Source organism: Gilliamella sp. W8128 (assembly GCF_016100545.1).
Taxonomy (GTDB): domain Bacteria; phylum Pseudomonadota; class Gammaproteobacteria; order Enterobacterales; family Orbaceae; genus Gilliamella; species Gilliamella apis.
Genome location: NZ_JACFSE010000007.1, coordinates 110,598 through 123,214, shown reverse-complemented (window position 1 = coordinate 123,214; position 12,617 = coordinate 110,598). Strand labels below are relative to the sequence as shown.

Below are 12,617 nucleotides of genomic sequence, written 5' to 3'. Positions count from 1 at the left end.
TTACTCTCCATAGCTTAATATCTTTGGCTTAATTTCTAAAATAGTATCGTCGTTAGTGACTTGTTTATTTTCATTAAAAGTAGAAATAGTATAGTCTTCTGGATTGGTGACTAAAAATATTACAGTAGGATCTAGTTGTTTATTTTTGATGATGTTGATATCAAATTTAATTAAATCATCACCAATATCGACAATATCGCCAACATTAACCAGTGTCTCAAAGCCATCTCCATTGAGTTGTACCGTATCGATTCCTATATGGAAAAGCAGATCAGCACCATTATTTAATTTAATACTCAATGCATGTTTAGTATGGAATATCATAGCGATAACCCCTTTACAGGGTGATTTTAAAACGCCATCATTGGGAATAATACCGATACCTTGACCAACAATACCAGTAGAGAAAACATTATCGTTAATTTCCGTCATTGGTATCACTTTACCCTTAATCGGGCTTCTAATTTGGATAACTTCATCTTTAGTTATATTTTTAGTGTTGTTATTTATCTTTTCATCATCAATCTCAATACTATCTTTGAATAGTATGGCGGAAAGAATGAATGCGACTAAAAAGGATATTCCAAAAGTGACAAAAGCCCAGACTATGTTCATCGCATTGTCTTTATCAATATACATGGTCATACTGGCTAAACCGGGACCAACAAGAACAAATGCTTTTAGTAAAATAATGCCAGCAAAAGCGCCACCAATTAATCCAGCAGCCATCACGCTATAAAGAATTTTTTTATTTACAATTGTCACACCATATAACGCAGGTTCGGTAATACCAAAAAGGGCGGATAATCCGGCAGATAAAGCAATCGATTTTAATTTACTATTTTTAGTTTTAATACTTACACCAAAACAAGCACCTGACTCAGCAATATTGTGTGCCAAAGAAGCTGGCATATATAACATTTCACATCCAGTTTTACCCATTGCATCAATGGCATAAGGCAGCATTGCTTTATGCATGCCGGCAAAAACCATAAATGGAAGTACCGCGGCTAATAATCCGGTGGTAATCCATGAAAAATGGGTATAAAAAAATATAATAAATTTAGAAAATATCACACCGGCGTTGTAGCCAAGGGGACCAAGTAACAGTAACGAGACCGGTACGGTAATGATTAAACTCATCATTGGCACAAAGAACAGACGAATAACTTTAAATGAATATTTCGTGAAAAATTTTTCAACAACAGAATAAAAAAGGATGGTTAAAATGGCTGGAAATATTTGAAACGCATAATTGATATTCTCTAAAGGCAAAGAGAAGAGGGTGCTGTCCTTTTGTAGTAGAGCCACCATATCAGGAAGGATTAACGCACTTACCGCGGATGCCGCTACTAATGGATTCGCTTTTAATTTATTCGCGGTGGTAAATGCGACCAGTATCGGTAAAAAATATAAGGGCGCACTACCAATTAATTGCAAAATTTTATAGTTCGATCCATTCTCATCAATCAATCCGAGCATGGCAAACAGTATTACAAAAGATTTCAACAGACCGCCGCCAGCAATTGCTGGAATTAATGGTTGAAAAATTGAAACAAGAAAATCGAGTAAAATAGCACTTATTTTTTTCTTGCTATTAGGCTGATGGTTAACGATATTTTCGTTAATGTTGCCAATTAATTTAATTATTTCGTTATAAACTTCAACCACTTCATTACCAATAATTATTTGGCATTGAACGTTTTGCCGTACGCCTATAACACCCTCAATTTTTTCTAAAGCCGCAATATTAATTAGGTTATCATCTTTTAAGGTAAATCTTAGCCTTGTTGCACAATGTTCTAAATGCGCGATGTTACTTTTGCCACCAATATTATCTAGAATGGTTACGGCTATTTTTTGATAATCCATTACTATCTCCTATTGCTTTTGTTAGTGGTAAAAAAAAGCAGAACCTAATAAAATGCTGTTTTACCTACGCAATTTATTAAGGTCCTGCCTGCTCTACCAGTCACATGCCTGTTTAATAGCATACAAACATACAATTGGCGTTGAGTCAATTTTGATTTAGAAGAACTGTGAACTAGATCTCAATCACTACCGCAGAATAACTGTTAAGTTAACTAATTGTTTTAATTTATTAAGATATGAAGTAAATAAACTATAAAAGAATCATTTACGAAGTTAAAAATAAAGGACAGAAGATTAAAGATAGAATCTGTCCATTTTAGGTTTTGATTGGAGTAGAGGATCTTGGTTACTTAGATATTAATATACTGGTTCCGGTAAAGGGTATTCAACACCATTATAATATATATTGCCTTTTTGTTGATTCAGTAATTTCTTCAACACATTCCCCTAAAGATGATTAGTGATTATTCACAGTGGATTATTTGGGTTATTTTATTAAATAAAGAGTTCAATTGATTGCACAAAACTGAAATTGAAAGCACCTTAAAAATTAGTAAAAATATTAAAGTTCGCGCTTAATTAACGCATAGCAATATAATTATCTAAGTTATATAAAATAAGATATAGATCACATTTATTGAATTTTAATTTGAAATCAATATTAGTTATATATACTATCGGATCCATTAAGGCATGTTACTGATTTAATTCAGGCAGGACCAAAACAAAAACTTATCTAGAAGGTGAGTTTTTGTTTTGGTCTTTTTTTTTGGATCTTTTAGAGTGAGTGTATATATGGATTATCAACAGTTAGGAATACAAATTTTGCGGTTAGTTGGGGGAAAAGGTAATGTTAATTCCTTGACTCATTGTGCAACTCGTTTACGGTTTGATCTTTTTGATAAAAATATCGTTGATTGTGATGCAATCATGAAATTGGCTGGTGTTATTAGTATTGTAGATAGTGGAGGGCAGTTCCAAGTAGTGATCGGTAACGAAGTCCAACAAGTGTATCAAGCTATTAGTCAAAATTTATCTAACCAAGAACATGGCAAGGTAAGAAGCAAAAAGAAAGAAGGAATACTTTCATATATTATTGGTATTATATCCACTTCATTTACGCCTGTAATTCCTGCATTAACTGGTGCGGGGATGATTAAAGCGTTATTAGCTATATGTAAATTAATGGGGGTGTTATCGCCAGATAGCCATACCTATTATTTGTTGGATATGTTGGCCGATGCGGCATTTTTCTTTATGCCTATTTTGTTAGCCTATGGTGCTGCAAGTAAATTTTCGTGTAATCCTATTTTAGCTATGACTATTGCAGGTGCAATGTTACACCCCAATTTAGGAAAATTAATGGCGTTGGGTCAAGATGTTTCTTTTATTGGTATCCCAGTTAAATTAGCCGATTATGCAGGTTCTGTATTACCTATCATTATTACCGTATGGGCAATGTCTTATATTGAGCGCTTTGCTGAAAAAGTGACTCCATCAATGATAAAATTTTTTATCAAACCAATGATTATTCTATTGATAGCTGGGCCATTAGCATTAGTGATTATTGGTCCATTTGGCATCTTACTAAATGATTTAGTTGCACAAGGGGCGGGTTATATAAATAGTAAAGCTAGTTGGTTAATTCCAATGTTAATGGGCGGATTACAGCCATTTTTAATTATTACCGGTACAGCTTGGGCAATGACACCAATTGCAACAGGACAATTAAGCCGTAATGGTTCTGAAATGATTAATGGCCCTGGTATGCTAGCCTCAAATATAGCACAAGGTGCAGCTACATTATATGTAGCAATCAAAACTAAAAATAAAAATCTAAAACAACTTGGGTATTCTGCTGGTTTCACCGCATTATTAGGTATTACTGAACCATCATTGTATGGCGTAACCTTAAAGTTAAAACGCCCATTAATTGCTTCAATGATAGGTGGTGGAGTTGCTGGCGTTTATGCAGGGGTATCTGGATTATTACGTTATGCTTTTGTATCACCAGGATTAGCTGGTTTACCTGCTTTTATAGGCGATAACCCGATGAATATTGTTCATGCTCTGGTGACATGTTGTATTGCGATAGTCGTAACATTTGTATTGACATGGTTTATGGGATTTGATGATCCAATTGATGAGGATGATTTGATTAAAACTATTGATACAGAATCAACATTATCTTCAACAAATAACTCTGTCGCTGCTGATTTGAGTAATGTTATCTTAAGCAGTCCTTTAACAGGAAAAGTAATACCACTATCAGAAGTAAAAGATGATGTTTTTTCAAAAAATTTGATAGGTGATGGTATAGCCATTGAGCCTAATCAAGGTAAAGTTGTTGCACCAATTAGTGGTAAGGTTGTCAGTTTACTTGAATCAAAACATGCGATCGGTATAAAAAGTGATCAGGGTATTGAAATTTTGATCCATATAGGACTAGATACCGTTAAGTTAGGTGGCCAATTTTTTACAGCTAAAGTTGAACAAGGTCAGCGGGTTAATATTGGTGATGAGTTAATTGAATTTGATTTAGCTGCTATCAATCAAGCTGGTTATATGACAACTACCCCAATAATTATTTTACATTCAGATCAGTATTTTGTTGAAAATTTTAAGAAAAATATGGTGGCAATAGGTGATGATCTGATATTAGTTAAAAAAGCAAATCAAGGTGATAATCATGCTCTATAAAACATTAAAACCGTTTCCTCAAAATTTTTTATGGGGAGGATCAACATCGGCTTATCAGTTTGAAGGGGCATGGGATGAAGATGGAAAGTCTCCGTCAATTGTCGATATGTATTGTCATCCTGAAGATGTAGCCGATTTTAAAGTAGCAAGTGATCACTATCATCATTATAAAGAAGATGTACGGCTTTTTGCCGAATTAGGCTTAAAAGCCTATCGTTTTTCTATTGCTTGGACGCGTATTATTCCAGATGGTATTGGTGACGTTAATCAACAAGGATTAGATTTTTATCATAACTTAATTGATGAACTTAAACGTTATGATATTGAACCGATAGTAACTCTATATCACTTTGATTTACCCTATAAATTGGACAAACAAGGTGGATGGAGCGAACGATCAACCATTGATGCTTTTGTCCGATATACTGAAGTTCTATTCCAAAATTTTGGTGAAAAAGTTAAATATTGGCTAACAATTAATGAACAAAACACCATGATTCTTCATCCTGGTGCAATTGGTGTTCCTGAAAATGGTAAATTACCAGATAAGAAAACACTCTATCAACAAAATCACCATATGTTTATCGCTCAGGCTAAAGCTATGCAGCTATGCCACACTCTTTGTCCCAATGCTAAAATTGGGCCAGCATTAAATATCACTTCAATGTATGCTGAAACTTGCCGACCTGAAGATGCTATAGCAGCTCATAATTGGGAAACTATTCGATGTTGGAGTTTCCTCGATACCGCTATTTTGGGGCGCTATAATGCGTTATTTTTAAGTTATTTACAGGATAGAGGGCTTTGCCCAACAATTTTGGCAGAGGATCTCGTTGTATTAAAAAATGCTCAACCTGATTTTATTGCCATGAATTATTATTCAACAGCAACAATTGCCGCCAGTAAAGGAAATGCTTCCGATATATCAGCCAGAGCTGGTGATCAACAAATCATGTTGGGTGAACAGGGAGTTTATCGAGCTGCGGAAAATCCTTTTGTCGACAAAACGGCTTATGGATGGGTAATTGACCCTATTGGTTTAAGATTAACCTTAAGAAAAGTTTATGAACGCTACAATTTACCAATTCTAATTACTGAAAATGGCATTGGTGCTCCAGATAAACTTAATGCAGATAATACTGTTAACGATGATTATCGCATCGACTTTATTAGCCAACATATAACCCAAATGCAATTGGCTATCACCGATGGTGTTGAACTTATTGGTTACTGCCCATGGTCTGTTATTGATGTGGTAAGTACTCATCAAGGTTATGGTAAGCGTTATGGTTTTATTTATGTTAATCGAGGCGAATTTGATTTAAAAGATATGAAACGTATCAAGAAAAAGAGTTATTTTTGGTATCAGAAATTAATTAAGGCTAATGGGCAGTTGGATAAATTGACGTAACCGTTATGATAACATTTAAAGTTGATAAAATTTTAAATAACAGCCTAGTATTATCCAAAAATAGTGATAATAACGAGGTGATCCTGATGGGAAAAGGGATCGGTTTTAATGCTAAAGTTGGTGATCTGCTTGATGCTGAGCAGATTGAGAAATGTTTTGTTTTACGACAAATAACAGATATTCAAGGTTATCTTAACTTAATTGAATCATTACCTGATGATTACATCGAGTTAACGAGATTTTTGTTAGACTATGCGAGCAAAACATTACAAACGACTTTTAGAGAAACACTCTTTTTTACCTTATTAGATCACCTCAATTATGCTATTGAAAGATATTATTCAGGAGTGGTTATTCAAAATCGCTTGTTATACGAAGTGAAAAGCTTTTATCCTAAAGAGTTTGAAGTTGCAAAGTACGGCATAACCTATATAAACCAACGTCTTAATATTAGTTTACCTGAGGAGGAAGCAGGTAACATAGCCTTTCATTTAGTTAACGGTCAATCACATCAACAAACTATGCAGCACACGTTATTGTCCGTTAAAATGTTGAAGGATATATTCAATATTATTCAATTTAATTTTGCAATTCGAATAGATAAACAATCGCTACATTATTCACGCTTTTTAACTCATATGCAGTTTTTTATTCAGCGTATTTTTGAGCAGAAGCAGCTACAATCTGATAATGATTTTGTTTTTCAACAGGTGATTAGGCAATATCCAGATGAGTTTAAATGTGCAAATGTCATTAAAAAATATTTAATTAATCAGCTTAATATCACGATTTCAAATGAAGAAATCCTCTATTTAATACTACATATCATTCGTATTGTACATTAAATCAAGCAAACAAAAGTCAGCACTGATGTTTATATCGATAATTAATACCAAAATAGAAGATTATTGCTAATAATCTCTTTTTATTCGAGATAATAAGATGTTTTTGCCATCGAAATCCCAAAATAGTTTTTCAACTATGTGGTTTCCATTTTACGTGATCTGCTCACAAAATTTTGAGTTAGTATGAAAAAATACTGATCATAAAAGGTAGCGCTCAAGCAATTTCTCTTAAGCATTACCAATAAAGGCTTTAAAGCTATTTTATGGATACACGCTATTATCGAACCAAATGTGTCCAGGTTTGTATCCGATTTTGCACTTGATATAGAGTAATCTAAGTTGATGTCGGTTGACAAAGAAAACTCTTTGAAAAAGCTTTAGGCATAAAAAAACCTGCTAGAAGCAGGTCTTAAAATTTGGTGATTGGTGCCCGGACGCGGAATCGAACCACGGACACGGGGATTTTCAATCCCCTGCTCTACCGACTGAGCTATCCGGGCAACAATGGATGTGTATTAAACACGATTCGTGATCATCCGTCAATCCCTCTTGTAAGAAATTTTAAAAAATATGTACTGATTGGTTGAAATTTAACTAGTTATCACTATATTTATAATTTAGTTAGAATAATATCACTCTATATTTAGAGGAATTTTTATATGCGAGTTTTTGGTTTTATTATTTTTTTTATTTATGCTTATTTTGAACTGAGTTTGTTTATAACAGTTGCTGATTCAATTGGTGTTTTTCTTGCTTTGATTGGGATTATTGCCACTTCAATTATTGGGCTTTCATTAATCAAAAAACAAGGTTTAAAAAACCTAAGTATTATGCAACAAAAAATTGTTAATCAACAAAATCCCAAAGATGAAATTATTAAGAGCGTATCCTTATTATTTGCTGGCTTTTTGTTACTTATTCCAGGTTTTTTAACTGATATTCTTGGCGCCATTATGTTAATTCCACATGTTCAAGAATATATTGTTCGGTTTATTGTTGGAAAACTACCCTCAAAATTTTATGCTTTTTCTTCTAACCGCAACACACAAATGAATGATGTTATTGAAGGGGAATTCAAACGAAAGAGTGATGAATAAATAACCAATTGGATTTTTTTTTATTTTATTCTCTTGAAGAATTTAAAATAATCCCCATGTATTGTCCACTATATAATACATATCATAATTTTATGATTTATTGTTAATAATTGTTTAAATAAAAATTAGTGCTAGGAGATAACTAATGAAAATTCGTCCATTGCATGATCGTGTGATCATTAAACGCAAAGAAGTAGAATCAAAATCAGCTGGCGGTATTGTTTTAACGGGTTCAGCTGCTGGTAAATCAACACGTGGTGAAGTTTTAGCTGTTGGTAATGGTCGCATTTTAGAAAATGGTCAAGTTCAGCCATTAGATGTTAAAGTTGGTGATATCGTAATTTTCAATGAAGGATATGGCGTTAAAACAGAAAAAATTGATAACGAAGAAGTGATTATCCTCTCAGAAACCGATATTTTAGCCATTGTTGAAGCATAACTGGCAAATAATTTAATTTATATACAGAATTTAGGAGAAATACGAAAATGGCAGCTAAAGATGTGAAATTTGGAAATGACGCTCGTACTAAAATGCTTAAAGGTGTTAATGTATTAGCTGATGCAGTTAAAGTAACTTTAGGTCCAAAAGGGCGTAATGTGGTATTAGATAAATCATTTGGTGCACCAACTATTACTAAAGATGGTGTATCAGTTGCTCGTGAAATCGAATTAGAAGATAAATTCGAAAACATGGGTGCACAAATGGTTAAAGAAGTCGCTTCAAAAGCAAATGATGCAGCTGGTGACGGTACAACGACAGCAACAGTACTTGCTCAAGCTATCGTTAATGAAGGTTTAAAAGCTATTGCTGCGGGCATGAATCCTATGGATTTAAAACGTGGTATTGATAAAGCGGTGGTTGCTGCAGTTGAAGAGCTTAAAAAATTATCTTCACCATGTGCTGACTCTAAAGCAATTGCACAAGTTGGTACTATTTCAGCAAACTCTGATGAAACTGTTGGTACTTTAATTGCTCAAGCAATGGAAAAAGTTGGTAAAGAAGGTGTTATCACTGTTGAAGATGGTACTGGTTTACAAGACGAATTAGATGTTGTTGAAGGTATGCAGTTTGACCGTGGTTATTTATCACCATATTTCATCAACAAACCAGAAACTGCGACTGTTGAATTAGATAGCCCGTATATTTTATTAGCAGATAAAAAAATCTCTAATATCCGTGAATTATTACCAGTATTAGAAGCCGTTGCTAAAGCAGGTAAATCTTTATTAATCATCGCTGAAGATGTTGAAGGCGAAGCATTAGCAACATTAGTTGTGAATACTATGCGTGGTATTGTTAAAGTTGCAGCGGTTAAAGCTCCTGGTTTTGGTGATCGTCGTAAAGCAATGTTACAAGATATCGCAATCTTAACTGCTGGTACTGTAATTTCGGAAGAAATTGGTTTAGAGCTTGAGAAAGCAACACTTGAAGATTTAGGTCAAGCTAAACGTGTGGTTATCAATAAAGATAACACAACTATCATCGACGGTGTTGGTGAAGAATCATTAATTAATGCGCGTGTTGAACAAATTCGTAAACAAATCGAAGAATCAACTTCTGATTACGATAAAGAAAAACTTCAAGAGCGTGTGGCTAAATTAGCTGGCGGTGTTGCAGTAATTAAAGTTGGTGCAGCAACTGAAGTTGAAATGAAAGAGAAAAAAGCACGTGTTGAAGATGCATTACATGCGACTCGTGCAGCAGTTGAAGAAGGTGTTGTTGCTGGTGGTGGTGTTGCGTTAGTTCGTGCTGCTTCTGCAATTTTAGACCTTAAAGGTGCAAACGAAGATCAAAACGTTGGTATTAAAGTTGCTCTTCGTGCAATGGAAGCGCCATTACGTCAAATCGTTACTAACTGCGGTGAAGAAGCTTCTGTTGTGGTTAATGCGGTTAAAGGCGGTAAAGGTAACTATGGTTACAATGCCTCAACTGAAGAATATGGTGATATGATTGCCATGGGTATTTTAGATCCAACTAAAGTAACACGTAGTGCATTACAATATGCTGCATCAGTAGCAGGTCTTATGATCACAACTGAATGTATGGTTACTGATTTACCTAAAGATGATAAAGCTGACTTAGGTGCTGCTGGTGGTATGGGCGGCATGGGAGGAATGGGCGGAATGATGTAATTCCCCTATTTAGCCAGTCAAAATAAAAAACCACTTCAATATGTGAGTGGTTTTTTTATATCTAAATTTGTTTAATAAAGAATAAAATTATATAGCGAGATGTTGGTACAATGTGATTGAACCGATGACAATAAGAACGATGCCACCGATAAATGATGCTTGTTTACCAATTAAACAACCAATTTTTTTACCTAGCAATAAGCCCAACGTAACCATGATACAGGTTGCAAGCCCAATCATGGTGGCGGCAATATAAATATTAACGCTGGCAAGTGCTAATCCGACACCAACAGCAAATGCATCAATACTTGTTGAAATCGCAGTAAGAACTAATATTAGAAATGATTTTTTTGATGAAGGAAATGGTTTTGCATCACAGTTGTCATCGTTATCTTGTTTAAAACTATGATAGATCATGTTTAGACCTAACAATAGCATAACGGTAAAAACAATCCAATGATCCCATCTTTCAATATATTGTAAGGCAATATAACCAATTAACCAGCCTAATATCGGCGTGATGGCTTCAACAAAACCAAATAAGATCCCCACTTTTAATGCGCCTAAAAACGGCGTTGATTTTAGTGATACGCCACGACAAATCGCTACCGCAAAGGCATCTGTAGACATGGCTAATGCTAGCAGTAAAATAGCCAAAAAACTCATGATATATACTCTTGCTTCCAATGATGTTAATTTTAATTTTTTATTTATAATTTATTTTTTTGATACTAAAAATAGATAGTTAGCTATCTTGTTGTCGCCTTTATTTTTATAAAGTTCGGCCGTTTTTGCTACATTACTTCGACGACTTGCATCATATGCAAAAAGTTGTTTAAACATTAGATCTGCAGTTTTTTTATCGCCGTTTTGGATAGCACAATAACCATATTGCTCGTAGGTATCTGCTTTCCAGCGGTGTCGATCTAGTTCTAAACTTTTGGCAAATTGTTGTTTCGCGTCTTGGTAACGATCTCTACCACATAAAAAGGAACCATAGTGCACACGATATAAACCATTACCTGGTTGCATTAATGTGATTCGTTTATAAATCATCTCAGCTTCATTATATTCACCAACATGTTGATCAAACATTGCCATTGCTAGCATGATTTGAGGATTATTGGGTGAATACTGAGCGGCCAATTTTAGATTATAATGTGCCGCTTTAACGTTATCTTCAGATTCATTGGCTTTGGCTAAATAACCTAAACCTAATCGCATTCTTGCTAATGCAGCGGTTTCTGGATCAAAATCCTCATGACCATTCATTTGGCAACCTGTTAGCATTAGCATGGCCAAACTGCTTAATGCTATTAATACGTTTTTCATGTACAACTCCTTGGTTATTTTAGGCGGTTTGTTGAACAAGATTTTGCTTTTTATAAAGCGTTCGTTTGGTACGATCTACAACTTCGCCTGCAAGTTGACCACAAGCTGCATCAATATCATCGCCACGTGTTTTCCGAACGATAACTGTAAATCCGTAACCCATTAATGTTTTCATAAACCGATCAATTCGGGTGTTTGAACAACGCGCATAAGGCGCACCTGGGAAAGGATTCCATGGAATTAAATTGATTTTACTTGGTACATTTTTCAGGAATTTAGCTAGTTCATGGGCATGTTCGACACTATCATTGATCTGGTTGAGTAATACATATTCGATGGTCACTTTACCATGATTAGCATTCGAGGTTGAAAGATAACGTAAAATTGAATCACGTAACATTGCCATATTATATTTTTGGTTAATTGGCATAATCTCACTACGAATTTCATCATTTGGTGCATGTAATGAAATAGCTAATGCTACATCAATCATGCCAGCTAATTTATCTAAAGCGGGTACGACACCAGAAGTAGAAAGAGTCACGCGTCTTTTGGATAAACCATAACCAAAATCATCTAGCATAATTTCCATTGCTGGTGCAACATTGGATAAATTAAGTAAAGGTTCACCCATTCCCATCATAACAACGTTAGTGATAGGTCGATCGGCTAATTTACCTGTTACGCCAATGGCATTTGATGCGCGCCAAACTTGGCCAATAATTTCAGATACGGTTAAATTACGGTTAAAACCTTGTTGCGCTGTTGAACAGAATTTACACTCCAAAGCACAGCCCACTTGTGATGAAACACACAAGGTCGCACGATCTCGTTCAGGAATATAAACCGATTCAATCATTTGATTATTGCCTACATCTAAAGCCCATTTTATAGTGCCATCGGATGAACGTTGCTCGATGGCAATTTTAGGCGCTTTAATTTCAGCTAATTTTTTTAATTGCTCACGTAATTTTTTGTTAATGTCGGTCATAAGATCGAAATCATCTATCCCAAAATGATAGATCCATTTCATCACTTGATCCGCTCTAAATGGTTTTTCTCCTAACGAAATAAAAAATTCTCTTAACTGTTGTCGGGTAAAGTTAAGTAAGTTTATTTTTTCGTTAGTTGGATTGGTGGTGTTTTGATTAGTTGTATTTGTCACGTCCAAACAATTATCAGACGATTTGTGTGTAGCTGATGTTAACATATGGCCTCGTTTTTACA

Annotated in this window: 10 protein-coding genes and 1 tRNA gene; 6 read left to right on the top strand and 5 right to left on the bottom strand. The window is 34.6% G+C overall.

What is annotated here, in order from left to right; genetic code table 11:
• On the bottom strand, positions 1–1,872 hold the full coding sequence (locus tag H3U97_RS08755) for a beta-glucoside-specific PTS transporter subunit IIABC (RefSeq protein ID WP_198198727.1): 1,872 nt from the start codon (positions 1,870–1,872) through the stop codon (positions 1–3).
• 795 nt (positions 1,873–2,667) lie between these two features.
• On the opposite strand from H3U97_RS08755, the gene H3U97_RS08750 reads away from it, so the two are divergent.
• Genes H3U97_RS08750 through H3U97_RS08740 form a run of 3 tightly spaced genes read left to right on the top strand, consistent with a single transcriptional unit; the run spans position 2,668 to position 6,828 of the window.
• Positions 2,668–4,572, top strand: coding sequence for a beta-glucoside-specific PTS transporter subunit IIABC (locus H3U97_RS08750; RefSeq protein ID WP_198198726.1), 1,905 nt, complete (start codon positions 2,668–2,670; stop codon positions 4,570–4,572).
• On the top strand, positions 4,562–5,983 hold the full coding sequence (locus H3U97_RS08745) for a glycoside hydrolase family 1 protein (protein WP_198198725.1): 1,422 nt from the start codon (positions 4,562–4,564) through the stop codon (positions 5,981–5,983). The genes H3U97_RS08750 and H3U97_RS08745 overlap by 11 nt, the downstream gene beginning before the upstream one ends.
• Positions 5,984–5,988: 5 nt before the next feature.
• Positions 5,989–6,828, top strand: a complete 840-nt coding sequence (locus H3U97_RS08740; protein ID WP_198198724.1) for a PRD domain-containing protein — start codon at positions 5,989–5,991, stop codon at positions 6,826–6,828.
• Between the two features lie 424 nt (positions 6,829–7,252).
• Here the strand turns inward: H3U97_RS08740 and H3U97_RS08735 are convergent.
• Positions 7,253–7,328: transfer RNA gene (locus H3U97_RS08735), tRNA-Phe, on the bottom strand.
• 159 nt (positions 7,329–7,487) lie between these two features.
• Between H3U97_RS08735 and H3U97_RS08730 the strand changes: the two genes are divergently transcribed.
• From H3U97_RS08730 to groL, 3 genes are all read left to right on the top strand, one after another.
• Positions 7,488–7,925, top strand: a complete 438-nt coding sequence (locus H3U97_RS08730; protein ID WP_198198723.1) for an FxsA family protein — start codon at positions 7,488–7,490, stop codon at positions 7,923–7,925.
• A gap of 145 nt (positions 7,926–8,070) precedes the next feature.
• The gene (locus H3U97_RS08725; RefSeq protein WP_065602873.1) at positions 8,071–8,364 is read left to right on the top strand and encodes a co-chaperone GroES; all 294 of its coding nucleotides are present in this window, start codon (positions 8,071–8,073) and stop codon (positions 8,362–8,364) included.
• 47 nt (positions 8,365–8,411) lie between these two features.
• Positions 8,412–10,058: a chaperonin GroEL gene (gene groL / locus H3U97_RS08720; RefSeq protein WP_198198722.1), complete on the top strand. Its 1,647-nt coding sequence runs from the start codon at positions 8,412–8,414 to the stop codon at positions 10,056–10,058.
• Positions 10,059–10,145: 87 nt separating this feature from the next.
• On the opposite strand, the gene H3U97_RS08715 is transcribed toward groL, so the two are convergent.
• Genes H3U97_RS08715 through H3U97_RS08705 form a run of 3 tightly spaced genes read right to left on the bottom strand, consistent with a single transcriptional unit; the run spans position 10,146 to position 12,600 of the window.
• Positions 10,146–10,724, bottom strand: coding sequence for a manganese efflux pump MntP family protein (locus H3U97_RS08715; RefSeq protein WP_198198721.1), 579 nt, complete (start codon positions 10,722–10,724; stop codon positions 10,146–10,148).
• A 51-nt stretch (positions 10,725–10,775) separates the two neighbouring features.
• Entirely contained in the window at positions 10,776–11,390 is a 615-nt protein-coding gene (locus H3U97_RS08710; protein ID WP_198198720.1) for a hypothetical protein, read from the bottom strand.
• Positions 11,391–11,409: 19 nt separating this feature from the next.
• Positions 11,410–12,600 (bottom strand): bifunctional tRNA (adenosine(37)-C2)-methyltransferase TrmG/ribosomal RNA large subunit methyltransferase RlmN, encoded by a 1,191-nt coding sequence (locus tag H3U97_RS08705; RefSeq protein WP_065579081.1) that lies wholly within the window; start codon positions 12,598–12,600, stop codon positions 11,410–11,412.
• Between the last annotated feature and the right edge of the window lie 17 nt (positions 12,601–12,617).

What these genes read in the sequence shown, in the direction of transcription:
- H3U97_RS08755 (WP_198198727.1), bottom strand. Translation starts at nt 1,872, where the DNA reads ATGGATTATCAAAAAATAGCCGTAACCATTCTAGATAATATTGGTGGC.
- H3U97_RS08750 (WP_198198726.1), top strand. Translation starts at nt 2,668, where the DNA reads ATGGATTATCAACAGTTAGGAATACAAATTTTGCGGTTAGTTGGGGGA.
- H3U97_RS08745 (WP_198198725.1), top strand. Translation starts at nt 4,562, where the DNA reads ATGCTCTATAAAACATTAAAACCGTTTCCTCAAAATTTTTTATGGGGA.
- H3U97_RS08740 (WP_198198724.1), top strand. Translation starts at nt 5,989, where the DNA reads ATGATAACATTTAAAGTTGATAAAATTTTAAATAACAGCCTAGTATTA.
- H3U97_RS08730 (WP_198198723.1), top strand. Translation starts at nt 7,488, where the DNA reads ATGCGAGTTTTTGGTTTTATTATTTTTTTTATTTATGCTTATTTTGAA.
- H3U97_RS08725 (WP_065602873.1), top strand. Translation starts at nt 8,071, where the DNA reads ATGAAAATTCGTCCATTGCATGATCGTGTGATCATTAAACGCAAAGAA.
- groL (WP_198198722.1), top strand. Translation starts at nt 8,412, where the DNA reads ATGGCAGCTAAAGATGTGAAATTTGGAAATGACGCTCGTACTAAAATG.
- H3U97_RS08715 (WP_198198721.1), bottom strand. Translation starts at nt 10,724, where the DNA reads ATGAGTTTTTTGGCTATTTTACTGCTAGCATTAGCCATGTCTACAGAT.
- H3U97_RS08710 (WP_198198720.1), bottom strand. Translation starts at nt 11,390, where the DNA reads ATGAAAAACGTATTAATAGCATTAAGCAGTTTGGCCATGCTAATGCTA.
- H3U97_RS08705 (WP_065579081.1), bottom strand. Translation starts at nt 12,600, where the DNA reads ATGTTAACATCAGCTACACACAAATCGTCTGATAATTGTTTGGACGTG.